Annotated in this window: 20 protein-coding genes; 13 read left to right on the top strand and 7 right to left on the bottom strand. The window is 38.0% G+C overall.

The window, feature by feature from the left end; all coding sequences use genetic code 11:
• Window positions 1-240 precede the first annotated feature (240 nt).
• The 6 genes from G6W45_RS06220 to galU all read right to left on the bottom strand — a co-directional run bounded on the left by G6W45_RS06220 (window position 241) and on the right by galU (window position 8,120).
• Entirely contained in the window at window positions 241-1,728 is a 1,488-nt protein-coding gene (locus G6W45_RS06220; RefSeq protein ID WP_054196953.1) for an anaerobic C4-dicarboxylate transporter, read from the bottom strand.
• A 91-nt stretch (window positions 1,729-1,819) separates the two neighbouring features.
• A complete protein-coding gene (locus G6W45_RS06215; protein ID WP_072595163.1) occupies window positions 1,820-3,220 on the bottom strand; it encodes an aspartate ammonia-lyase in 1,401 nt (466 codons plus the stop codon).
• 660 nt (window positions 3,221-3,880) lie between these two features.
• A complete protein-coding gene (locus G6W45_RS06210; protein ID WP_194167883.1) occupies window positions 3,881-5,470 on the bottom strand; it encodes an ABC-F family ATP-binding cassette domain-containing protein in 1,590 nt (529 codons plus the stop codon).
• Between the two features lie 62 nt (window positions 5,471-5,532).
• Window positions 5,533-6,078: a DUF1287 domain-containing protein gene (locus G6W45_RS06205; protein WP_194167882.1), complete on the bottom strand. Its 546-nt coding sequence runs from the start codon at window positions 6,076-6,078 to the stop codon at window positions 5,533-5,535.
• 3 nt (window positions 6,079-6,081) lie between these two features.
• Window positions 6,082-7,302: a glucose-6-phosphate isomerase gene (locus G6W45_RS06200; protein ID WP_194167881.1), complete on the bottom strand. Its 1,221-nt coding sequence runs from the start codon at window positions 7,300-7,302 to the stop codon at window positions 6,082-6,084.
• On the bottom strand, window positions 7,299-8,120 hold the full coding sequence (gene galU / locus G6W45_RS06195) for a UTP--glucose-1-phosphate uridylyltransferase GalU (RefSeq protein WP_103629492.1): 822 nt from the start codon (window positions 8,118-8,120) through the stop codon (window positions 7,299-7,301). Before galU ends, G6W45_RS06200 begins: the two co-directional genes overlap by 4 nt.
• 126 nt (window positions 8,121-8,246) lie before the next feature.
• Here galU and G6W45_RS06190 point away from each other — a divergent pair, with 126 nt between their 5' ends.
• From G6W45_RS06190 to G6W45_RS06165, 6 genes are all read left to right on the top strand, one after another.
• Complete coding sequence (locus tag G6W45_RS06190; RefSeq protein ID WP_194167880.1) at window positions 8,247-8,888, top strand: IMPACT family protein; 642 nt, start codon at window positions 8,247-8,249, stop codon at window positions 8,886-8,888.
• 40 nt (window positions 8,889-8,928) lie between these two features.
• Complete coding sequence (lgt, locus tag G6W45_RS06185; protein ID WP_194167879.1) at window positions 8,929-9,744, top strand: prolipoprotein diacylglyceryl transferase; 816 nt, start codon at window positions 8,929-8,931, stop codon at window positions 9,742-9,744.
• A 119-nt stretch (window positions 9,745-9,863) separates the two neighbouring features.
• Window positions 9,864-10,562, top strand: coding sequence for a fumarate reductase cytochrome b subunit (locus G6W45_RS06180; protein ID WP_149716458.1), 699 nt, complete (start codon window positions 9,864-9,866; stop codon window positions 10,560-10,562).
• A gap of 14 nt (window positions 10,563-10,576) precedes the next feature.
• Window positions 10,577-12,595: a fumarate reductase flavoprotein subunit gene (locus G6W45_RS06175; protein WP_194167878.1), complete on the top strand. Its 2,019-nt coding sequence runs from the start codon at window positions 10,577-10,579 to the stop codon at window positions 12,593-12,595.
• Entirely contained in the window at window positions 12,588-13,307 is a 720-nt protein-coding gene (locus G6W45_RS06170; protein ID WP_021091811.1) for a fumarate reductase iron-sulfur subunit, read from the top strand. The genes G6W45_RS06175 and G6W45_RS06170 overlap by 8 nt, the downstream gene beginning before the upstream one ends.
• Before the next feature lie 362 nt (window positions 13,308-13,669).
• On the top strand, window positions 13,670-14,569 hold the full coding sequence (locus tag G6W45_RS06165) for a restriction endonuclease (protein WP_194167877.1): 900 nt from the start codon (window positions 13,670-13,672) through the stop codon (window positions 14,567-14,569).
• A gap of 223 nt (window positions 14,570-14,792) precedes the next feature.
• On the opposite strand, the gene G6W45_RS06160 is transcribed toward G6W45_RS06165, so the two are convergent.
• Window positions 14,793-15,668: a pirin family protein gene (locus G6W45_RS06160; RefSeq protein WP_194167876.1), complete on the bottom strand. Its 876-nt coding sequence runs from the start codon at window positions 15,666-15,668 to the stop codon at window positions 14,793-14,795.
• 230 nt (window positions 15,669-15,898) lie between these two features.
• Here G6W45_RS06160 and G6W45_RS06155 point away from each other — a divergent pair, with 230 nt between their 5' ends.
• The 7 genes from G6W45_RS06155 (at window position 15,899) to G6W45_RS06125 (ending at window position 25,248) form a co-directional block, all read left to right on the top strand.
• Window positions 15,899-16,630, top strand: coding sequence for a phosphatidate cytidylyltransferase (locus G6W45_RS06155; RefSeq protein WP_194167875.1), 732 nt, complete (start codon window positions 15,899-15,901; stop codon window positions 16,628-16,630).
• Window positions 16,612-17,721, top strand: coding sequence for a 1-deoxy-D-xylulose-5-phosphate reductoisomerase (dxr, locus tag G6W45_RS06150; protein ID WP_194167874.1), 1,110 nt, complete (start codon window positions 16,612-16,614; stop codon window positions 17,719-17,721). Before G6W45_RS06155 ends, dxr begins: the two co-directional genes overlap by 19 nt.
• Complete coding sequence (locus tag G6W45_RS06145; RefSeq protein ID WP_194167873.1) at window positions 17,708-18,943, top strand: uracil-xanthine permease family protein; 1,236 nt, start codon at window positions 17,708-17,710, stop codon at window positions 18,941-18,943. The genes dxr and G6W45_RS06145 overlap by 14 nt, the downstream gene beginning before the upstream one ends.
• Complete coding sequence (locus G6W45_RS06140; RefSeq protein WP_194167872.1) at window positions 18,943-20,235, top strand: M99 family carboxypeptidase catalytic domain-containing protein; 1,293 nt, start codon at window positions 18,943-18,945, stop codon at window positions 20,233-20,235. Before G6W45_RS06145 ends, G6W45_RS06140 begins: the two co-directional genes overlap by 1 nt.
• Window positions 20,232-21,239, top strand: coding sequence for a tRNA (adenosine(37)-N6)-threonylcarbamoyltransferase complex transferase subunit TsaD (tsaD, locus tag G6W45_RS06135; RefSeq protein WP_107793480.1), 1,008 nt, complete (start codon window positions 20,232-20,234; stop codon window positions 21,237-21,239). The genes G6W45_RS06140 and tsaD overlap by 4 nt, the downstream gene beginning before the upstream one ends.
• Window positions 21,240-21,335: 96 nt before the next feature.
• Window positions 21,336-23,423: a dynamin family protein gene (locus G6W45_RS06130; RefSeq protein ID WP_107793479.1), complete on the top strand. Its 2,088-nt coding sequence runs from the start codon at window positions 21,336-21,338 to the stop codon at window positions 23,421-23,423.
• On the top strand, window positions 23,416-25,248 hold the full coding sequence (locus G6W45_RS06125) for a dynamin family protein (protein ID WP_194167871.1): 1,833 nt from the start codon (window positions 23,416-23,418) through the stop codon (window positions 25,246-25,248). Before G6W45_RS06130 ends, G6W45_RS06125 begins: the two co-directional genes overlap by 8 nt.
• Window positions 25,249-25,250 lie beyond the last annotated feature (2 nt).

Raw genomic sequence — 25,250 nt, 5'->3', positions numbered from 1 at the left:
AAATAAAATTAAATTTTACTTAATATTTATATTTAGATTTTTAGTTTTAAAAAATTGGTATGCTAATATCAAAATGAATAAAATTATAAAAATTATAATTTTAATTAATATAATTTTTAACGCGATCTTATAAAAATTTTAAATATAAAATTTTGATTAAGGATTTTGAATAGAAATTAAAAATTTTAAAGGGATTTAAAAAGCCGAGAGAGATCTCGGCTTAAGTTTGATTTAAAATACTTATAAAAGTATCGGAGCTATCAAAAATCCAAGTGCGACAGAAAAAGCAATAGCTAAAACGCCTGGAATAAAAAAGGAGTGGTTAAATATATATTTACCTATCCTAGTTGTTCCAGTATCATCCATTTGAACGGCTCCAAGAAGTGTCGGATATGTTGGCAACACAAACAATGCTGAAACTGCAGCAAATGATGCAACTAAAATATATGCGTCACCGTTATTTGCAGCAGTTAAACCAAGTGCGGCTATAACTGTAGGAATAAGAGCCTTTGCGGTAGCAGCTTGAGAATAAAGAAGCATACTAGCAAAAAATAGCGCAACAGCTAGCATAAACGGATAGTCTTTAACAAAATCGCCGGCAAAATTTTTGATCGCATCGGTGTGATTTACCACGAAAGTATCTCCAAGCCATGCCACGCCCAACACGCAGACGCACGCGGTCATACCGCTTTTAAATGTAGCTGTATTAAATAGCTTATCGACCTTGACACCACAAGTTAGTGTGATTAAAGTAGCGATAACTAGCATAAAGCTCATAATAGCGTTATCTCTAGTTAATACCAACACCTTTGTAGGCTTATCTGGATCTTCTACATATTTTACATTAGTAGTTGAGTCAGTTTTGACTTTTATATCTTTTGCGACAAGTTCATTAAATTTATCTGGACTTTTGGTCTCATAAATTTTTTCATAGCCTGTTACATAGCTTGGTTTTATCCAGCCTACGTTTTTACTAATAGCAGTAGCATATAAAACGACAGAGATAACGCCAACTAGGAATATTAAAACAGAAAGTTTAGCTCCTTTTGGAAGCTCTTTTTTCTCTTCGATTTTAACATCTTTGATTAGTCCTTCTTTGAGTCTTCTTTGATACTCTTTATCGCTACTTAGATCAAGATTATAAAATATATTTATAACAAGAGCCGTTAGCATACAACCGATAAAAGTTGTAGGTATCCAGATAGCTAATAGTAATGGATAGCTAATGCCAAGTCCGCCCAAGGCATGCTCACCAGCCATAAATACAACCGCTGCTGAAACTGGGCTTGCTGTAATAGCTATCTGACTAGCAACAACAGCTATACTAAGAGGCGCGCTAGGCTTAATATTTTGCGTCTTTGCAACTTCAGTAATAACTGGAATCATAGAAAATGCTGTGTGTCCAGTACCAGCAAATACAGTTAGCAAGTAAGTGACAACTGGAGCTAAGAAATTTATGTATTTTGGATGTTTTCTTAGTATCCCTTCAGCTATTTGCACCAAATAATCAAGGCCACCAGCTACTTGCATCGCTGTAATAGCAGCTATAACGGACATAATGATTAAAATAACATCCCAAGGTATACTACCTGCTTTTAATCCAAGTCCTAAAGTTAAAACTACGACGCCAATACCACCAGCATAACCAATAGCCATACCGCCTAGTCTAACACCCAAGAATATCGCGCCAAAGAGCACGATCAACTGTAATATCAATGAAATATCCATTGAAAACTCCTCTATTAAATTTTATAACTAAAATTTTTACTTAAGCGTGTCAGAATTTTGACACGCTTTTAATAATACTTTGCTTAAATTTCTACCTAACCATGCTTGGATTTAGCATATTTTTTGGCTCTAAAATTTTATCGATCTCTTCTTTGCTTAGATAGCCTCTCTCTAGGCAGATATCGCCAACTGCTTTACCAGTTTGAAGGGCTTCTTTAGCGATACTTGCAGATTTTTCATAGCCAATGTACGGGTTAAACGCAGTTACGATACCAACTGAGCCTAGAACTGATTTTAAGCAAGCTTCAGGATTTGCTGTTAGTTTTCTTACAGCTTTTTCAGCTAGTGTTTTCATCGCGTTTTCAAGGATAAAAATAGAGTTAAATAGCGCATAAGCGATGCCTGGTTCAAACGCATTTAGCTCAAATTCGCCTCTTTCTGAGCAAAGCATGATAGTTACGTCGTTACCGATTACTTCATAGCACGCTTCGCCTACAACCTCAGCGATAACTGGGTTTACTTTGCCTGGCATGATTGAACTGCCTGGTTGCATTTGCGGTAAATTTATCTCACCAAGACCGCATCTTGGACCTGAATTCATCAAACGAAGGTCATTTGCGATTTTTGAAAGTCTAACAGCTGCAGTTTTTAACGCACCACTTACGTGTACAAAGTCTGCAGTGTCTTGTGTAGCTGCGATGAAATCATCAGCTTTTTTGAAATCAACACCAGTGATATCTTTTAACTTTTTAACAACTACATTTTTATAATCAGGGTGGCAGTTAATACCTGTACCAATCGCAGTTGCACCCATATTTAGATATGTCATTGACTCGCGTGCAGCTGTGATCTTTTCGATATCGCTTTTAATGTAGCTTGCAAATGCATTAAATGTATTTCCAAGTGTTGTAGGAACTGCATCTTCAAGCTCAGTTCTACCCATTTTAATGATATCTTTAAAATCTTTTGCTTTTTTATCAAGTTCGTCTTTTAGCAGATTCATCGCAGCAAGCAAATCAGTAAGTTTTGCGTAAGTTGCTACTTTTATTGAGCTTGGGTAAGTGTCGTTTGTACTTTGTCCAAGGTTTGTATGATCGTTTGGATGGATGTATTGATACTCACCTTTTTTATGACCCATGCTCTCAAGCGCGATGTTTGTAATAACCTCATTTGCATTCATGTTTGTACTTGTTCCAGCACCACCTTGGACCATATCAACTACAAATTGATCTAAAAACTCACCAGCTATTACTCTATCAGCGGCTTTTGCTAGAGTATCAGCGATCTTAGGGTCTAAAACGCCAACCTCTTTATTTGCAAGTGCAGCTGCTTTTTTGATTTGTGCAAATGCTTTTACAAAGTATGGATACTCTTTTAAAGTTCTACCGCTCATGTGAAAATTTTCGGTAGCTCTAAATGTTTGGATACCATAATAAAAATCGTCAGAGATTTCCAACTCACCTATAAAATCGTGTTCTTTTCTGGTTGCCATAACCATTCTCCTTATAAAAAATGTATTAATGAAATTATATAGATATTTAATATTTTAAATATTAATTACTACTTTATTTTTTTAAGCTTTGACTTTTAACCTAGATAAAACGACTTTTGGAGAAAAATTTATAGTAGCTTTTAAGCTATATTTAATAATATAGCTTAGATAAATTGTTGTTTTAATAATAATATCATTTTTTTATTATATAAAAAGCTCATAATTAGCTCAAATTTATTTAAATTTTTAAGCTTAAAAGGTAAATATATAGATAAATAACATAAAATAAATATTAAATCACACTTTTTATATCCAAAAATATAAAAAATAAAGTTAAATTTTATTTCTAATATTACCTTAGAAAGTAAAAACTAAGTAAATATCACCATATTGCAAAGTAAATTTATTAAATTTTTAAATAAATCCCTTAAACTAAGCATCATAAAAATATTATTTAATAAATTTTATTTTACAAATCTTACTAATACTTTAGAAAATTCTTATTAATTTTCTTATTTACTTATAAAGTCTTTTTATTGGATTTTAATAATTTTTATAAGCTATTTTTAATTTATATAGCTAGATTAATGCTTGCAAGATTTTGTAGTAAATATAAATTTTAATCTTGCCCCTACAATCAGGAGCAAGAAATAACAAATTTTAGCTCTCAAGCCCCAAATTTGCTCTATACTCTTCGTATGTGCCTTTAAAATCAACGACTTCGCCATTGCCTTTTAGGTGTAAAATTCTATTTGCAAAGGCATCTATCAGCTCCCTGTCGTGGCTTACGCAGATGACTGAGCCATTAAAGTTATAAAATGCCTCGCCAAGTGCGATGATAGCCTCAAGATCGAGGTGGTTGTTTGGCTCATCCATGACAAGTAAATTTGGCCTGTGAAGCATGAGCTGAGCTAGTCTTACTCGGTGTTTTTCGCCACCGCTTAGCGCGCCTACTGCTTTTTCTTGCTCAGCACCGCTAAAGAGCATCCTGCCAAGGCACTTTCTGATCTCGTCTATGTCCTTGTTTTTGGCATCTTGCAAATATTCATAAAGCTTTAGCTCGCCATCTATCTTATTTACCGTATCTTGCGCAAAATATCCTAGCTCGATGGTCGCGCCTATATGCACCTCGCCCGTATCAGGCTTTATCTCGCCCATTATGATCTTACAAAGTGTGCTTTTACCAACGCCGTTATGACCGATGATAGCTAGCTTGTCGCCCTTTTCGAGCTTAAAGTTAAAGTTTTCAAATATCACTTTATCATCAAATTTCTTACTTATATTTTTTAGCTCAATTAGCTCATTGCCTATCTCGCGGTTTGCACGAAACAGAATGCTAGGATCGCGCCTACTTGATACAGCAATCTCGGCAATATCAAGCTTTTCAAGCTGTTTTGCACGAGAGGTCGCTTGCCTTGCTTTGCTCGCATTTGCTGAGAACCTCGCGATAAATTTCTCCAGCTCCTCTTTCTCTTTTAGCTTCTTATCACGCTCCATTTCATGCTGCTTTGCGATCAAATTTGCAGCCATATACCAGTCGTCATAGTTGCCTGAAAACTCGCGAATTTTCTTAAAATCCACATCCAAAATATTTGTGCAAACTCTATTTAAAAAGTGTCTGTCGTGGCTGATAACCACAAGTGTGCCCTCGTGGCGGTTTAGCTCGTTTTCTAGCCACGCGATCGCGTCTATATCAAGGTTGTTTGTCGGCTCGTCTAAAAACAAGATGTCTGGCTTTGGAAATAGTACTTGAGCTAGCAAAACTTTAACTTTATCGGAGTTTTCAACCTCGCTCATCAGCTTATCAAATTCATTTAGCCCAAGCGAGCTTAAAATTTTCTCTATCCTAGTTTCATACTCATAGCTTGGGTCTTCTTCAGCGCTTATCATCTCAAGCTCGCTTAAGCGCTCGTTTATCTCATCAGTAAATTCCTCGCTCATATAGAGCTTCTCTTTCTCTTTGACAGCGTCATATAGGCGCTTGTTACCATAAAGCACCGCATCTTTTAGCGTGAAATTTTCAAACGCAAACTGATCTTGACCAAGCACACCAACCTTTAGTCCATTTTCTATGATGATCTCGCCGCTAGTTGGCTCGATAGCTCCGCTTAAAATTTTTAAAAATGTCGATTTGCCAGCGCCATTTGCACCGATTAGTCCGTATCTGTTGTGGCGATTTAGCTTTAAATTTACATCTTCAAACAGCAAACTGCTTGCAAATCTCTGGGTAAGTCCCCTAACTTCTAACATTATTTTTCCTTGACTTTATTTTTTTGCGATTTTGCCTAAAATTTGATTAAAAAGCCATTTTGCTACTTTAGCCTAAAATGCCCCGTGATCTTGTAGTTATAAAGTATATTTTCTTCTTGCACGCCAGAGCCGATATTATGGATGACAAGCGGTGTTTGGCCTTCAAATTTATCTGAGATCACACCGATGTGAGGTAGATTTCTTGGCAGCATCCATGTGACGATATCGCCCGGCAAAAATTTATCATCGCTCACCTCGAAACCTTTTCTTTTTAGATAGGTAGCGATGTTTAAAACACGCCTGTGATCGATATTTTTATCAGCCTTTTTAAGTCCCCATTTTTTAGGATAGCTTACGAAATTTATACTCATATCTTCAAAAATGAGTCTTTGCAGATCCATCTCTTGATGACGTAGCGCCCTTACCACAACGTCGGTGCAAACGCCCTTTTTGATATCCACGTCGCCCATTGGGTAGGCAAGTCTTTCGTAGCTTGGATCGTAACTTAGCGTCACGCCGATCTGCGACCTAGCGTCATTTACAAATTTGCTCGCCGAAAAGGCAAAAACTTGCGTGGCAAAAAGAGCCAAAAGCAGAGATTTCTTCATTTTCTACTTTAAAAGCATAGTTTTTAGGATACGTTTTCCTATCTCAACGCCTGGCTGATCGTAGGTGTTGATGCCTAGCATGATACCAGTGGCCGAGGTTAGTAGCTCGTAATAAAAAATGAGCCAGCCAACATGAAACTCATCAAGCCTCTCAAGCGTGATAGTATCGACACTTATGCCCTCTTGCACCAGCGCCATAGCCGTCGCATCGCACTGCAAATTTATGAGCTCATTTAGGCTTAGACCCGCCACAAAATCGCACTCTTCAAGCCCTTTTAGGCTCAAATTTGGGATGGTCTTGTCGCTTGCGTGATCTTTTATCTTTATAAATGTCACACTCTTATCTTTTACGCCATCCATTATAAGCTGCAAAAAGCTGTGCTGATCGCGGCTACCGACAAGTCCAACTGGCGTAAGACCGACCCTTTTATAGCCTCTTTTTTTGCCAAGGCTCTCCGCCCAAAGCTGCACGTACCAGTCGTTAAATTCAAAAAATCTATCGCAATAGCTAAAAATGACATTTATACTGGCATTTCTGCTAGTGGCGTAGTGGTAGGCTTTGGCGACTATTGAGCTATCTTTTTGCTCGATGTATTGCTTCTTGCAAGCAAGTGCGCCCTCCAGAAGTGCCTTTATATCGTAGCCGCAGATACCAAGTGGCACAAGACCGATCGCACTTAGCACGCTAAATCTCCCGCCAACATTTTTTGGAATGTTAAAAAATTTGATACCATTTTCTTTGGCGAAATTTTCTAAATTTGTCCCAGGATCAGTTATGATGAGGAAATTTTTGCCTAAATTTTGAGCCTTAAAGTCATCAAGCAAACACTTAAAAATAGTTATTGTCTCAATCGTGTTGCCTGATTTTGAGCTTATTATAAAAAGAGTCTCGTCAAAATTTAGCCCACTAAGCGTGCTTTTGTAGCTGCAAGGATCGACATTATCTAAAAACAAAAGCTCTCTTTTTATCCCTTTTGAGCCTTCAAGCATTGATTTTAGCGCCTTTACGCCAAGACTGCTACCGCCGATGCCAACTAGCACGACGTTTTTGATATGAGCTAGCCCCTTTTCATACTCCTCGATCTCGCCAAGTAAATTTTGCCCAAGGACCGGCAGGTGGTAGTAGCCTATCTCGCCGCTTTCGTACTCGTCATTTATGCGTTTGGTGTAGGAGTCGATGACCTCGCTGCTTGCAAAGTTAAATTTAAATGAAGTTTCTATCATTTACTTCGCTCGTAAAAGAAATTTGTAGCCTCAACAAAGCCGTCGATGCTGCCGCAGTCAAATCTCTTGCCCTTAAATTTATAAGCTAGCACCATGCCATCTTTTGCCTGCATTTTTAGCGCGTCTGTGATCTGAATTTCGCCGTTTTTGCCTGGTTTTGTTCGCTCTAAGATATTAAAAATATCTGGCGTTAGGATGTAGCGGCCGATTATCGCTAAATTTGTCGGAGCCTCGGCAGGATCAGGCTTTTCAACCATATCATCGACCATTATAAGGTCATCTTCTATAAACCTGCCGCTTACGACGCCATAAGACTTGGTCTGCTCTTTTGGCACTTCCATCACTGCAACTACACTGCAGCGATACTTTTCATAAATTTTAACCATCTGTGAAAGCACACCCTCGCCATTTTCATTTATGCATAGATCATCTGCCAAAATGACCCCAAATGCTTCATCTCGAACTAGCGTTTTGCCCGTATAAATGGCATGTCCAAGGCCTTTCATAGCATTTTGCCTAGTAAATGAAAATGTGCATGAGCTCATTAAATTTCTAACTTCGCTTAGCAGCGACTCTTTTGAGCTACCTGCGATCTCTTTTTCTAGCTCGTAGCTGATGTCAAAATAGTCCTCAAGCGCCCTTTTCCCGCGTCCTGTGACAAAGGCCATATTATCCATGCCGGCCTCAAGCGCCTCATCAACGCCGTAGTGAATGAGCGGTTTTGTAAGGATCGGTAGCATCTCTTTTGGGAGTGATTTTGTAGCTGGTAAAAACCTCGTTCCATATCCAGCCGCTGGAAATAGGCAAGTTTGTATCATTTTAGTCCTTCGTGAAAAATTGCAAAATTCTACTATCTTTTCCTTAATAATATAAATTTGTCTGAATTTACAAGGCTTTAATTAGCAAATTGATAAGATTTTTAAAATTTTTAAAAAAGAGCAAATTTGCAGACGATTGATAGGATTTTTAAAGCCCAGCTTGATATAAAAAAGTCAAATTTTTTAGTATTTTTGTGCCCGATAAGTGAGTTTAAGAGATTGCATGAGAGCCTAAAAGAGGAGCATTTTAAGGCCGTTCATGTAGTTTGGGCGACAAGAGAGCTAAACAAATACGGCCAAATCGTTGAAAATCAAAGTGATGATGGCGAGCCAAAGGGCACTAGCGGTCAGCCAAGCCTAAATGCGCTAAGGGGCGCTGATCTTATAAACGTTGGGGTCTTGATAGTTCGTTACTTTGGCGGGATAAAGCTTGGCACTGGAGGGTTAGTCAGAGCCTACTCAGGGGCTGTAAATGAAGCTATAAACGAAGCCATAAAAGATGGTGGCGTGATGAAATTTGAGATAAAAGATGAGATTAAATTTTTTACGCCATTTTCATTAATGAGCCGCTTTGAGCACTATTTTGCCACTAAAAATTTAAGCGAGTTTGAAAGAGAATTTAATGATCTTGGAGCGATCTGGAGCATAAATTTAAATGAAGCTGAGTTTGCCGAGCTGTTTAAATTTTGCAAAGAATTTGAAGCAAGCGAGTTTAAATTTTTAGCCCTTGCGCTTAGTGGCAAGAGCTTATTCGCTCATCAAAGCTAAATCATTGTAAAATCGCAAAAATTTTAAAAAGAAAGTAAAAATGGAAATTTGGAACGACATTTATAACCACTTTAACCCAGTAGCCTTTAGTATCTTTGGCTTTAGCGTGCACTGGTATGGGCTTATGTATATTTTAGCCCTTGTTTTAGCACTTGCCATGGCAAAATATCTCGTTAAAAAAGATAAAATCCCAATCTCAAATCAGCTTTTAGATAACTACTTTTTTTGGGTTGAAATAGGCGTTATTTTAGGCGCTAGGCTTGGCTGGGTTTTAGTCTATTCAGGCGAAGTAAGCTACTACTTGGCGCAACCTTGGCAAATTTTTAATCCATTTCATAACGGCGAATTTATAGGAATTCGTGGCATGAGTTACCACGGAGCAGTAGTTGGCTTTTTGCTTGCGACATATCTATTTTGCAAAAGGTATAAACAAAATTTATGGCAGCTACTTGATCTTTGTGCCGTTTGCATACCTTTTGGCTATACATTTGGCAGGATTGGAAATTTCTTAAATCAAGAGCTTTTTGGACGAGTTACAGATGTGCCTTGGGCAATAAATGTTTTTGGACAACCAAGGCATCCTAGTCAGCTTTATGAGGCATTCTTAGAAGGTTTAGTTATTTTTGTTATTTTATTTTTATATAGAAAATTTAAGAAATTTAATGGCGAGCTGATCGCGCTTTATGCTATTTTATACACTTTTGCAAGATTTATTTGTGAATTTTTTAGAGAGCCTGATTCAGGGCTTGGATTTATTATTTTTAATCTTTCAATGGGTCAAATATTATCACTTATCATGTGTGGTTTTGGAATTTTTATTTATGCCATGCTTTATAAAAAATTTTCAAAGCTCTAATATAAGTGTTTAAAAAATATTAAAGTAAAAATCTGATAGCATTAGCTTTATCAATTAATACTAATATTTAAATTAGTATTAAGAAATGATAATTTATTTCAAATTTCTTAGGAGGGCTCATGACCGGGCTTATAGAAGGTTTTTTGGGAAAACGGTCGGACGACAAAAAAAGTCGCACTCCAGCCGCTTGGGATAGATGGCAAAGTATTACAGGGTTTATTCTAGCCTGTTTTATATTGTGCCATATGGTTTTTACTTCTACTATACTACTTGGTAAAGACGCATTTAACGCTGTCGTAGGATTTGCGGAGGCTAAATTTTTATTTGGAGAAGCTACTTGGTGGATTACTAACGTCATAGCTGCGGTAATATTTGCCATTTTTATCGCTCATGCATTTTTAGCTATGAGAAAATTTCCAGCAAACTACAGACAATATCTAATGTTTAGAGGCCACAAAGACCGCATGAAGCACCTTGATACTACGCTTTGGTGGTTTCAGTTTTTAACCGGTTTTGCTCTATTTTTTGCAGCCAGCGCGCACCTAGTCGATATAATCTTCGGTGGACATATCACTGCCGACAAATCAGCGGCTGCATTTCATCAATTAGAAATTTTCTACTTCGCACTACTTGTTTTTATGGTCGTTCACGCTAGTATCGGTATGTACCGCTTGTATGTCAAATGGATAAGCATTGATGGTGCAAATAAGCACGAAATGTTTGCCAAAAGGAATAAGGCAAAAACAATTGTATTTGCCGTTTATGGCATACTTGCTATAATTGCGCTAATCGCCGATTTCGTGTGGATCAGCCATTAAAAAGGAGCTAGAAGATGAATGTAAAATATTATGATGCATTGGTAATTGGTGGTGGTCTAGCTGGTCTTAGAGCTGCTGTGGCTGCTGGAGAAAAGGGCTTAAGCACCGTCGTTTTAAGCCTAATACCTGTAAAACGCTCGCACTCTGCGGCTGCGCAAGGCGGTATGCAAGCCTCTTTGGGAAATTCAAAAATGAGCGAAGGCGACAACGAGGACGTACACTTTGCCGACACGGTAAAAGGTAGCGACTGGGGCTGCGATCAGCAAGTTGCGCGTATGTTTTGTCAAACCGCGCCTAAGGCGATCCGCGAGCTAGCGGCTTGGGGCGTGCCTTGGACTCGTATAACAAAAGGCGAAAGAAGCGCTATTATCAACGCTCAAAAAACGACTATCGTAGAAAAAGAAGAAGTCCACGGGCTCATACACTCTCGCGACTTTGGCGGAACTAAAAAATGGAGAACATGCTTTACGGCGGACGCCACCGGTCACACTATGCTTTTTGCCGTAGCAAACGAAGCTCTAAAACATAACGTCGAAATCCACGATAGAAAAGAAGCTATCGCGCTAATCCACGCAAACAACCGCTGTTACGGCGCGATAGTTCGCGATCTAGTTAACGGCGAGATCACGGCATACGTCGCAAAAGGTACGCTAATAGCTACGGGCGGCTACGGAAGGGTTTATAAACATACTACAAACGCCGTAGTTTGCGAAGGTATCGGCGCGGCCATCGCACTTGAGACCGGCGTAGCTCAGCTAGGAAATATGGAAGCTGTTCAGTTTCACCCGACTCCGATCGTTCCATCAGGCATTCTTTTAACAGAAGGTTGCCGCGGCGACGGTGGAATTTTACGCGACGTAGACGGATATCGCTTTATGCCCGACTACGAGCCTGAGAAAAAAGAACTAGCTAGCCGCGACGTCGTAAGTCGTCGCATCATGGAGCATATCCGCGCAGGTAAAGGCGTACCTAGCCCATACGGATATCACGTTTGGCTAGATATCTCGATCCTAGGACGCGAGCATATCGAGAAAAACTTACGCGACGTTCAAGAAATTTGCGAAATCTTTAACGGCATCGATCCTGCTGACACCGAAGTATATACCGACGAAAACGGTCGCCAGCGCGGCAAGGGCTGGGCGCCGATCCTACCTATGCAGCACTACTCTATGGGCGGCATCAAGACTAAGCCAACTGGCGAGAGTCCGACGCTAGCGGGTCTATTTAGCGCCGGTGAGGCTGCGTGCTGGGATATGCATGGATTTAACCGTCTAGGCGGCAACTCCGTTTCAGAAACGGTCGTCGCGGGCATGATCGTTGGGGACTATTTTGCCGACTACTGCGGTAGCCACGAGATAGATATAAATACCGCGGATATCGAAAAATTCGTTAAAAAAGAGGAAGACTATTTAAAGAGCCTTGTCGAAAAAGAGGGCAAATTTAACGTATTTGAGATCAAAAACAAGATGAAAGACATCATGTGGGAGCACGTAGCGATCTTTAGAACAGGCGAAGGTCTAGCCGTAGCGGTAAAAGAGCTAGAAGAGCTTTATAAACAATCTTTAGACGTCAAAGTCACAAACAAGGCGCTATTTGGCAACCCTGAGCTTGAGGAGGCCTACCGCGTACCAAAGATGCTAAAACTAGCCCTTTGTATCGCAAAAGGCGCGCTTGATAGAACAGAGAGCCGTGGCGCTCACTGCCGCGAGGACTATCCGAAACGCGACGACCTAAACTGGCTAAACAGAACTCTAACTAGCTGGAAAGAGGGCGATACGCTACCGACTATCGTATATGAGCCACTTGATATTATGAAAATGGAGATGCCACCGGCATTTAGAGGCTATGGTGCGAAAGGTAATATTATTGAGCATCCAGATAGTGCCATCCGCCAAAAAGAGGTCGATGAAATTCGTGAGAAAATGCAAGCTGAAGGTAAGAGCAGACAAGAAATTCAAGAGGCTTTAATGCACTATGATCTTCAACCAAAATACAAAGCACCAAACGAAAGAACAGGAATAGGATATGAGTAGAAAAATAACCATAAAAGCATTTAAATATAATCCGTTAAGCAAAATTTCAAAGCCGCATTTTGCGACCTACGAGCTAGAAGAGACTGATGGTATGACATTATTTATCGCGTTAAATATGATTCGCGAGAAATTTGATCCAGATCTTAGCTTTGACTTTGTTTGTCGTGCTGGAATTTGTGGAAGTTGTGGCATGCTTGTAAATGGCAAGCCAAGATTAGCGTGTAGAACTCTTACTAAAGATTTTGAAAGCGGAGTAATCGAGCTTATGCCTTTGCCAGTATTTAAGTTACTAAAAGACTTAAGTGTAGATACGGGTAACTGGATGAATGCGATGAGTAGGCGTGTGGAGAGCTGGATACACACCGACCACGAGACAGATATCTCTAAGCTTGAAGAAAAGGTTGAGCCTGAAGTAGCGCAGGAAGTATTTGAGCTTGATCGCTGCATCGAGTGCGGTATCTGCGTGGCTGCGTGTGGTACGGCTATCATGAGGCCTGATTTCATCGGTGCGGTCGGACTTAACCGCGTAGCAAGATTTAAGATCGACGCACTTGATAAACGAACCGACGAGGACTTTTACGAGCTTATCGGCGACGATGACGGCGTGTTTGGCTGTATGACTTTACTAGGCTGTGAAGACAACTGCCCTAAACACTTACCACTTCAAAGCCGCATAGCTTATATGCGTAGAAAAATGGCTGCTATAAAGTAGCAAAGGGGCTGTAAAAGCCCCAAATTTACTTCTAAATTTGTTAAAAAAGATTGCAAATAGATGCCAAAAGGCATAAAAAGATATCAATAGATAAAAATAAGAAAAATAAAAATATCAAAAATGGGATTGATAAGAGTGCGCCCATTATATAACCAAGTGGAAATACGATAAGTATAAAGACGATTCCAACACCAGAAACAAAACAAAAAATTAGCGCAAATATCGTAGCAAAGGTATTTACAAATAAGCTAATATTTTCTAAAAGAAAATTTGTTAGGCCAAGACTTCTCATGTCTTGATTATAGCTTTTAAGCCAAAAAATTTATATAATTTCAAAAATTTGCTTCATTTAAGGATATAAAATGTTACCAAGCTATAAAGATATGATGCTACCTATTTTAGAATTTGTCGCACAAAAGAAAGAGGCAAATAGAACTGAAATTTCTAAATTTATAATTAAGCATTTTAAGTTAAAAGACGAAGATCTTTTGCAAAAAATAAAAAGAGGAACTCCAACTTATATAAATCGTACCGATTGGGCCTTATCCTATCTGGCCACAACAGCTCAAGTAAAATCAAAGCCAGAAAAAGTACCGCTTCAAAAAGTTGGTAGAAGTCTATTTGCTATAACAAATTTTGGCAAAGAGCTAGTAAGTAGCAAGGACAAAAAGAGCAAATTTCTCACTTGGTACGATGAAATTTACAAGCAAGAGATAAGGCAAGAGAAAAAAGAAGCCACGGAAAATACCCCAGATGACAATATAGATGAAGCGCTTTGCAAGATAAAAGAAGAGCTAAAAAGTGAAATTTTATCTAGCATTTTAGAAAAAGAGCCAAGATTTTTTGAATACCTTGTAACAAAGCTACTTGAAAAGATGAATTATGGAGCTGGAAATCTTACGAACAAAGGCCCAGACGGCGGAATAGATGGCATCATAGATGAAGATGAACTTGGGCTTTCTAAAATTTATATCCAAGCAAAAAGATACAAAGACGGCAGTAATATCCGTAGGCCAGAAATTCAGCAGTTTATCGGCGCCATCTCAAATAAAAATATTAAAAAAGGCGTCTTTATCACTACGGCAAAATTTACTAAAGAAGCTGAAAATTTCGCCAAAGATAATCAAAATTTTAGTGTGGTTTTGGTAGATGGCGACAAGCTTGCAGAGCTAATGATAAAATACAAAGTCGGCGTTCAAACAAGCCAAATATATGAAATTTGCAAAATCGACACCGACTTTTTTGAGGAAAATAATTTTTAAGGCGTTGATTTGAAATTATCTTTTGCTATTTAAATTTTAAAACAAAACAGTAAAAGCAAGCTTTGTGGCATTATTAAATTTATACAAAAACACTTTAATTTTTAAGATTTTACTTTTGTAAAGCTTAGCAAGACTCTATCTTACAAAGCTTTATAAATAAATCAAGACTAAAAATAACAAAATTTCTAAAATACGCACGCGGCCTTAACCACGTGCGTTTTATTTAGTTTTCCACCGGTATCTGCCCAAATTCTCCTCTGCGATAATCATCAATTGCTTGATTAATCTCCTCTTTTGTATTCATCACAAACGGTCCATATCCTACTACTGGCTCATCTATCGGCTCACCTGAGAGAAGTAGTATCTTTGCCTCACCACCCATAGCTTTTATGATTACTGCACCGCTAGCGTTTTCAAACCTTACTAGTTGTGTTTCACTTGCTTTTTGTGAGTTATTTATTATCACATTGCCACGCAAGACGACCAAGCTTAGATTGTGGCTTACTGGTAAGTCTAGCGTTATCTTACCATCTTCTTTTACGCTTATATCCCAGACATTTAGCGGCGTAAATGTACTTGCAGCACCCCTTGTGTTCTCATACTCACCAGCTATTATCCTAGCTTCACCGTCTCCTATACTAACCACTGGGATACGCTCTTTTGGTAGGTGCTGATACTTAGGCTGCGTATTTTTATGTGCTTTTGGTAAATTTACCCAAAGCTGCACTATCTCAAAAAGCCCACCTTTTTGACCAAATTCTTTTGAGTGAAATTCTTGATGAGTTACTCCTACACCAGCTGTCATCCACTGCACGTCACCTTGCTTTATGACGCCACCACCACCTGTTGAGTCTCTATGCTCGACCTCACCAGCATAAGCGATAGTTACCGTCTCAAAACCTTTGTGCGGATGCTCGCCAACGCCACGAGGTTGTCCATTATTTAGCTCAAAATACTGCGGTGCTGCATAATCAAGCATCAAAAAAGGATTCGTTCCTTTATCAACTTCATCCATATGTGTAAAAAGCGGATATACTAAAAATCCATCACCCACCCAGTGCGAGCTTTTTGGATTGTAAACCTTGCTAACATTTCTCATGTTTTCTCCTTATTTTTTATTTTCGTGCGGAGATTATAAAAAGGTGCCATTAACATATAATTTAATTTCAATAAATACTTATTAAGTTTCTTAAACAAATCTTAGACCAATAAACCAAAAAGCAAATTTCACACATCTGCAGAAGTTAATTATTAAAATTTTATCACCTAAACGCCGTCTAAAATTTAAGTGTTATAATTACAGTGAAATAACGATTTTAAGGAGAGGATATGCAATCTCGCATAATCACTGGCGTTTTGATGTTTGTTGCTATTTTAGTAGTTTTTTTTATTGATAATTATATTTTAAATTTTATCTTGCTCGGCGCTGTGCTTTATTTTGCATTTAATGAGTCGCTCAAGCTTTATAATATCGATCACAAACAGCTAGTTTTTGCCGCACTTGCTTTTTATGTGCTTACATATTTTACAAATCCAATTTTCATAGCGATCCTTGCTATCATGCTGGTTGCTTCGATCCTAGCTCACATAAAAAGTGAAAATTTAAAGCTAGTCGCACCCTTTGTATATCCGACCACGCCGATCTTTATGATGTGGATGCTTTACTCAGAGTATGGCGTAGGCTATCTTGCATGGCTTATATTAAGCGTCGTTGCAAGCGATAGTGGTGCATTTTTTGTTGGTAAAATGTTTGGCAAACATCCATTTAGCCCAAGCTCACCAAACAAAACAATCGAAGGTGCAGCAGGCGGTGTGGCGATAGGCACTGTAATTGGCTGCATTGTTGGAAATTTTGTAACCGAAGGATTTTTTCAAATTTTATTCTCAAGCTTTTTAGTCTGCGTGTTTGCGGTCTGGGGAGATCTCTTTGAGAGCTACTTAAAAAGACTTTGCGGCGTCAAAGACAGTGGTTCGCTATTCCCAGGACACGGCGGCATGCTTGATAGGATAGATGGCTATTTATTTGGCGTAGTAGCCCTACTTTGGTCGCTCTCGTGGTAATACTTGGCTCAACTGGTTCAATCGGCAAAAACGCCCTTAATCTTTGCGAAAAATTTGGCGTAGAGGTTGAGGCGTTAAGCTGCGCTAAAAATGTAGATTTGCTAAATGAGCAAATCTTAAAATTTAAGCCAAAATTTATCTGCTTAGGCGATGAAAAGCTAGTTAAAAACGTAAAAAATATAGAAACTAAAAATATCTTTTTTGGTGAGGCTGGGCTACTACAAATGCTAGAAATTTCAAGCTCAAAAAAGGTAATAAACGCCCTTGTTGGATTTGCCGGCCTTGCCCCTAGTCTAAAGACACAAGCTCTTGGCAAAAGACTTGCGCTTGCAAACAAAGAGAGCCTTGTTGTTGGTGGCAAATTTCTAAAAACTAGAGAAATTTTACCAATAGACAGCGAGCATTTTGGGCTTAAATTTCTACTTGAAAATAAAGCTGCACCAAAAAGACTCATTATCACAGCAAGTGGAGGCGCATTTTATAAAAAGCCGATGAAATTTCTAAAAGACGCCACACCAAGTGATGCTTTGAAGCATCCAAACTGGGATATGGGCGCAAAGATTACGATTGATAGTGCGACGATGGCAAATAAGCTTTTTGAGGTGATGGAAGCTTACTGGCTTTATGGCATCAAGGAGATCGAGGCTGTGATAGAGCCAACTTCTGCGATACATGCCGTAGTTGAATTTATAGACGGCTCAAGCACGATGCACCTCTCGCAACCTGACATGAAACTAGCTATCGCTCATGCTATGTTTGAAAATATCAATGAAAATATCGTTTCGCATGCAAATTTACTTGATCTAAAAAATATAAAATTTCATAAAATCAGCCTTAAAAAATATCCCATTTTTTCGCTAAAAGATGAAGTACTAGCAAACCCTGATCTAGGTGTGGTGATAAATGCAGCAAATGAGGTTGGAGTATTTAGCTTTTTAGAGAGAAAATGCTCATTTTTGGATATCTCAAGGCTCGTTTTAAGCTCTGTTAAAAATTTTAGAAATATTAAAATTTCAAATATTGATGAAATTTTTGAAGTTGATAAAGAAGTTAGAAATTACGCAAAAAGGATGCTAAATGCAAAGGTATGAGGGTTATAAATTTGATCCCAAACAAAGCTTAATTGGTGTTCAGTTTTTATTTGTTGCTTTTGGTGCACTGGTATTAGTGCCGATACTTACGGGATTAGATGCAAACGTAGCTCTCTTTACGGCCGGTCTTGGCACGCTACTTTTTCAGCTAATCACTAGAAAAAATGTTCCCCCTATTTTTTTAGCAAGCTCCTTTGCTTTTATCGCGCCACTTCAGTACGGTATCGAAAAATGGGGCATAGCCGTGACGATGGGGGGCGTTATATTTGCTGGATTTTTCTACGTTGTTTTAAGCCTCGTGGTCCGATTTGGCGGAGAGAAAATTTTGCATAAATTTTTGCCTCCAGTTGTCGTTGGACCTGTCATCATGACAATAGGCCTTATCCTTGCTCCAAATGCCGTCAAAATGGCAACATCAGCTACTGAAATTTATACACAAAATGAGGCGATGATCGTCGCTGGCATTTCGTTAGTGGCTACTATTTTAGTGATGATGCTTGGGCGTGGCATGTTTAGGCTTATACCTATTTTGCTTGGTATTATCACCGGATACATCGTAGCTTACTGCTTTGGCATGGTTGATTTTACACCTATCTTTAATGCACCTTGGTTTAGAATGCCAAATTTCACCACACCAAAATTTGAGTTTGAAGCGATAATTTATATGATACCTATCGCTATCGCTCCAGCGATCGAGCATATAGGCGATATGCTTGCTATATCAAATGTTACAAAAGAAGATTTTCTAAAAAATCCAGGCCTTAAAAACACACTCCTTGGAGATGGACTTGCTACTTCGCTTGCTGCTTTTTTTGGTGGTCCGCCAAACACTACATACTCAGAGGTCACAGGCGCAGTTAGCCTTACAAAAGCTTATAATCCAGCAATCATGACCTTTGCAGCAATCACTGCCATTGTACTAGCCTTTGTTGGCAAGCTAGGAGCTGTACTCTCAACTATCCCAGCCCCAGTCATCGGCGGTATCATGCTGCTACTTTTTGGTATCATCGCAAGCGTTGGCATGGAGACGCTTATAAAAAACAAAGTCGATCTTGCAGACCCTAGAAATATGATAATCGTAGCCCTCATCTTTATCTTTGCTATCGGCGGCATGGTACTTGACCTTGGAGCGGTTAAATTTTCAGGCATAGGGCTTGGCGCGGTTACTGGTATAGTTTTAAATTTGCTTTTACCAAAGACAAAGCATTATGAAGGATATTAATGCGTAAATTTTTACTTTTTTTACTAACCTTTACCACTGCTAGTTTAGCCAATACTTTAGACTATGCGCTTATCAAAAAAGGTGAGCCAAGCGAAAATACGATGTTGTTAATCGGCGGTATTCAAGGCGATGAGCCAGGTGGATTTTTGGCAGCCTCTATCGTGGCAACTGACTATAACATCACAAAAGGTTCGCTTTGGGTCGTGCCAAATTTAAATTTCCCAAGCATAATCGAGCGAAGTCGTGGTACAAAAGGCGATATGAATAGAAAATTTGCCCATGTCGATAAAAACGATCCTGATTACAACTCAGTGATGAAGATAAAAGACGTCATAACCGACAAAAACGTTACGCTCATCTTAAATTTGCACGATGGAAGCGGCTATTACAGAGATAAATTTATAAACAAAGACGAAAATCCAGATAAATGGGGCAATACTTGCATAATAGACCAAAGCACACTTCCTGGTTCAAAATATCCAGAGCTTGAAAACATTGCTTCAAGCGTAAAAGACGTGTTAAATAAGCACCTAATAGATCCAAAGCACCAGTATCACATCAAAAATACGCACACCGCAATGGGTGATAAAGAGATGCTAAAAAGCCTAACTTACTATGCTATCACGCAAAATAAATCAGCCTTTGCAAACGAAGCTAGTAAAAATTTGAACGCCGAGCAAAGGACTTATTACCATCTAATCGCCATTGAAGAATATATGAAAAAGGCTGGCATTAGCTTTACTAGGCCGTTTAATCTTGATGTTAAAAGCGTAAAAAAAGCAATCGAAAAAGAGATCAGACTTGAACTTGAAAATTCATACGCGATAAGCCTTAAAAATCTAAAGCCTTTAATAAATTTTGTCCCACTTAAAAAAGGCGAGTTAAATTACAGCTCACCAAATCCGCTAATAGCCGTTATAAAAGAAAATGGTAGCTTCAAAGTGCAGTACGGCAACCGCTTTGTTACTAGGCTAAAGCCACAATATTTTGAGTTTGCAAAGCCGCTTGAGGAAATTTCACTAATAAGCGACGGCAGCGAGCTTACATTAAAAAGTGGCGATAAATTTAGCGTGAAAAAGAGCTTTAAAATTAAAGCGCTCAAAAACGTGCGCGTAAATGTCATAGGATATGGCACAAAAAGTATAGATGAGAGCGAGCAAGAAGTGACTAAAAATAGCCTAAATAAAAGCTACAGCATCGATAAAGACAGCAAAATTTACCGAGTCGAGTTTTATAAAAACGAAGATGGCAAAGAGAAATTTGCTGGCATGATCTTAGCGGAGTTTAAATGATACTTGGCATCGAAAGTAGCTGCGATGATAGCTCGGTCGCACTAATAGATGAACGCACTTTAGAGAAAATTTATTATAAAAAAATTTCTCAAGAGGAGGAGCACGCTATCTTTGGTGGCGTTGTTCCTGAGCTTGCAGCTAGACTTCACACAAAGGCACTGCCAGCACTTTTAGAGGATATCTTGCCAAATTTTAAAGATATAAAAGCGGTCGCTGTGACAAATGAGCCAGGGTTAAGTGTGAGCCTAATAGGCGGCGTCAGTATGGCAAAAGCGCTAAGCGTGGCTCTAAATATCCCGCTAATTGCCGTAAATCATTTAGTTGGCCACATCTACTCACTATTTTTAGATCGCGAAGCCACCTTTCCACTTGGCGTCCTGCTAGTAAGTGGTGGGCATACGATGATCCTAGAGATTGACGAAAATGGTGAAATCACTGAGCTAGCAAGCACTAGCGATGATAGCTTTGGTGAGAGCTTTGACAAGGTTGCTAAAATGCTTGATCTTGGCTATCCAGGCGGTGCCGTAGTTCAGCAAAATGCCCTACTTTGCAAAGACAAAGAGAGGTTTCATTTTACCATTCCACTTCTTCATGATAAACGCCTTGAATATAGTTTTTCAGGGCTTAAAAACCAAGTCAGAGTCGAAATTTCAAAGCTAAAAAGTATCACTCCAAAAGATATTTCTGACATCTGCTACGCATTTGAAAATACTGCCTGTGGGCACATTTTAAACAAGCTTGAAAAGGTCTTTTGTTTAAGAAATTTTAAGCGTTTTGGCGTAGTTGGCGGTGCAAGTGCAAATCTAAATTTACGAAAAAGACTTGAAACGCTTTGCCAAAAAAATGAGTGCGAGCTTTTGCTAGCTCCACTTGAGTTTTGCTCTGACAATGCCTTAATGATAGCAAGAGCAGGACGTGAAAAATACCTAAAAGGCGAGTTTGTAAACCATAGCGAGCTAAATATAAACCCAAGAGTTAGCTTTAAAAAGCTTGAGTTAAATTAAACTTTTTAAAAAACATAAAATTTTGCGCCTAAATCTTGATAGCTTCGTAAGTAAAAACGTAATAAAATCTAAAAAATTTCAAAAAAAGAATCTTTAATGGACGAGTTTTTAAATCACGCTTGGCATTTAAATAAAATTTACGCCAACACTGATGCGAGCGTACCTTTTTACCCAGATCTACTGGCGCTTCTTTTATCTTGTGATGAGAAAAATTTAGATGAGTTTATGGCTCTTGCTGAGTTTAGAACTATCTTAAAAAAACTAGGCGTTGGACTTGATATCTTTAGCATACAAAGTGCCCAGCTAGCCACGCTAAAAGCACTAAATGAGGCAAAAATTTCAAGCGATGAACTCATAATCTACTTACAAAGGCTACGTGACGAAAAGATAATTAGCCATGAAAAATTTGATTTTTTAATAAAATTTATAAGCAAAAACTCAAATCAAAATAAGGCTGAAATTTCTAATGCAAAGCCAAAAGATCATTTTCACAAGAGCTTGGATTTTCTAAACGAGATAAATGAAAAAGCAAGCATGCTTGATGAAGATAAAGAATTTTTACTAGCTTTGAAAAATGCCAAGAAAAGATCAAATGAAACGCTTTTTAACATCGCAGTAAGCGGCATCATAAACTCTGGCAAATCAACGCTTTTAAATGCGCTTTTAAACAAATCCGTCCTAGGCACTTCAAATGTGCCTGAAACCATAAATTTAACCATCTTAAAGCACGCATCAAATAGCCATGCAAAGGTAAATTTTTATAGCCCATACGAGCTAGAAAAGCTTGGACTTTCAAGCAAAAATTTACTAGCTAATAGCGTAGAGATCAGCCTAGATGAGATAAAAAACTATACATCTTCAAGCTCAAAAACGGCAAATCTCGTAAAAAGCGTTGAGCTTTATGATGACTTGGAGCTTTTAAGAGATAATGTCTGCATCATAGACACTCCGGGCATAGATGATGCGATTGTTTTAAGAGAGCAAATTACTACAAATTTTATGAAAGAGTGCGACCTTTTGGCTCATCTCATGAATGCTTCGCAAAGCGCAACGCAAAAAGACGCACTATTTTTGAAAAAATGCCTTGAAAACTCGCACATCGTAAGAGTTGCTATCGTGCTAACTCACGCTGATGAGTTAAACGCAAAGGATATTAATGAAACGCTTAACTACGTAAAAAAGGCGATTGGCGAGCAGATAAATGATATAAAGATAGATTATTTTGCCCTTAGTGCAAAAGCTTATCTTGATGGCGCTTTAAATAGTGGTGTGCCGGAGTTTAAAGAGTATCTTTACGATGTGCTTTTTGGTAAAGACTCTAAAAAATCAGCTCTAATTTTAAGCTCATATCAAAAAGAATTACAAAATATTTTAAAAACAAAACTCGAAGCCACAAAGGCTGAAATTTTAGAGCTTAAGGCATTTGGTTTAGAGCTAGAAGCTTTGCAAAACGAGCAAGCAAATATCAAAAATTCTCTTAATGAAAATTTCATAAAACTTGAAAGGCTTTTAGAAACCGAGCTAAAAAAACTCGATGATAAAAATGCAAAAGATATCTATAAAATGGGGCTTGAAGCACTACTACAAAATCTAAATGAAAAGATTAAGAGTGAAATCGCTTACTGTAAAAGCAAAAGAGAAAATTTAAATCTAAAACGTCTTACACAAATAGCGAAAACTACACTTTGTGACGGAGTTGCGGCACTTATGAGAGAGGCTAGAAATGAAACTTTAGTGCAGACAAAGTCATGCGAGCAAAATATTGCTTTAAGTTTTGATGGCTTTAAGGTGAGTGAAAATAAAATTTTTAGTATAAATGACTTTTTAAAGCAAATGGGCGTAGAGCTTGATTTTAGCGAGCTTTTAGATGAGCTTGAAGCTAAAATTTTAAGCAAAAATGAGCCAGATGAGGCGCTTTTGGGTTTAAGACAAAATTTACTTAACAATAAAAGCATATCGCAGTTTTGTGAGACGCTAGCAGAACATGAAAAAAAGCTGCTAAAAGAGCGAGTAAAGGCTTATGAGATGAGCCAAAAAGAGACTCTAAACCAAAGACTTTTAGTGCTCAATGAAAAACTTAATGAGCTAAATTTACAAAATCAAAGCTCAATTTCAAAGCTTAAACAAAAGACCTCCTTGCAAGATGAAATTTACTCACTTTTAGAGGATATTAAAAATGTTTAATGAGTTTATAAATGCCTACAAAGCGAGATATTTTAAGGTCTTTACAAATGATTTTAAGGGTGAGCTAGCTAGGCTCATAAATGACCTAAACGATCCTAGTTTGCATATAAGCGAGCAGATAAAAGAGAGCTTAAATTTACTAATAGACACTCTAAATGAACCACCACTAATAGCTGTTATCGGTCAATTTTCAAGTGGAAAATCAACATTTTTAAACGCACTTCTTGGTCAAGATATCTTGCCATCAGGACTAACTCCAGTCACCGCAAAGGCTGTGAGGCTAAAATTTGCAAAGATGCCACTTCTAAGCGTGAAATTTATAAACGGTAGCGAAAGCCTGCTAGCAAGTAGCGATCTAGCCGAGCTAAATAAGTTAGGCGAGCAAGTTTCTGGTATGACGCTTTATGCACCAAGTGAAATTTTAAAAGAGATAAATTTCATCGACACTCCTGGCCTAAACTCGCTAAGAGATGCTGACACAAAAGAGACAAAAAATACGCTAAAAAAGGTTAGCGGCGCAATATGGCTAAGCCTTGCAAATAACGCCGCAAAGGCAAGCGAGCTTGAAAGTATCAAAGAAATTTTAAAAGCCAATGATCTAAAAGCGATCTGCCTAATCAACCAAAAAGACAAGCTAAGTGAGGACGAGCTTGAAAATTTGCTAAAGCACGCTAGACAAACTTATGGCGAGCTTTTTGAGGATATCATCGCTATCTCATCAAAGCAAGCTCTTCTTGGTATTACAAATAATGATAATAGCCTACTTGAAGCTTCAAATTTTAACGAAGCTCTAAAGGCCATTAAAGAGTGCTTTTTAGACAAGAGCTTTAAAGAAAATTTCATAAAAGCAAGGGCAAAAAAGATCGTAAAACTCCTAACCAACGAGCAAGAAAAACATCTAGAAATTTATGATAATGCGCGGTTTATTTTAGATGAATTTAGTGGCTCATTAGATGGGAGGCTGGAGACGATAAAAGAGGAGTTTAAGCCAAAGATCGCTTTAAGATATAGTCAAATGAGTGAAGTTATAAAACTTGCTGCTGATGAGGTATTTAAGCTACTTAAGCCATTTTCAAAGACAAAATTTAACGCTTCAAAGACGCTTTTAAATAAAGAAATTTACAAGCGTGAAAATTTTGAGGTAATAAGCCTTGATAGCGACGAAGTCTTTTCAAAACTTATCTACGAAGATGTGGTTTTTAATAAATTTTTTAAACGCTACAAAAAAGATTTAAAAGAGCTAGAAAATGCAATAACTTCAGCGTTTAATGAGCTTTATAAAAATTTAGAGGATAAATTTTTAATATATAAATCTCGCTATGAAAATTACGCTAGCTTTGATGATCAAGTCTTGGCTTACGAAACAAAATCCATAAATACCTATGCCGGACGGACATATGAAAATTTTTTAAGAGAGTATGAAACGGCTAAATTTAAGGCCATACAAAAGGTCTCTTTGTTTTTTGAAAAGCTTGATATAAAGCTAGCCTCAAACTATGAAAACGCGCTCAAACTCGCGGTTTATTTTATAAAACAAAAGATAGAAAAGACGCTGGAATCGCATCTGCAAATGAATACGCCACTTTATATTCCAAGTGCAAAAGATGTCTATGAGCGTATGCTCGATGCGTTTAGCCTTTATGAGTTTGAAGCTTTAATGTGCTCAAATAGCTCGTTTTTAAATAAAATTTTGCTTGATATAAAGAGCGATTTTAATGAAATTTATAGTTTAAAAATAGCAATGCTTGATGGCTTAAAAGCAAGAGTTAAAGAGCAAATTTCAAAGATCGAAGACCTTTGTGAAAATTCATTGCTATTAAGATAAAT

The sequence above is a fragment of the Campylobacter concisus genome (assembly GCF_015229955.1).
Lineage (GTDB): Bacteria > Campylobacterota > Campylobacteria > Campylobacterales > Campylobacteraceae > Campylobacter_A > Campylobacter_A concisus_AT.
This window is presented reverse-complemented; position numbering and strand designations above follow the sequence as displayed.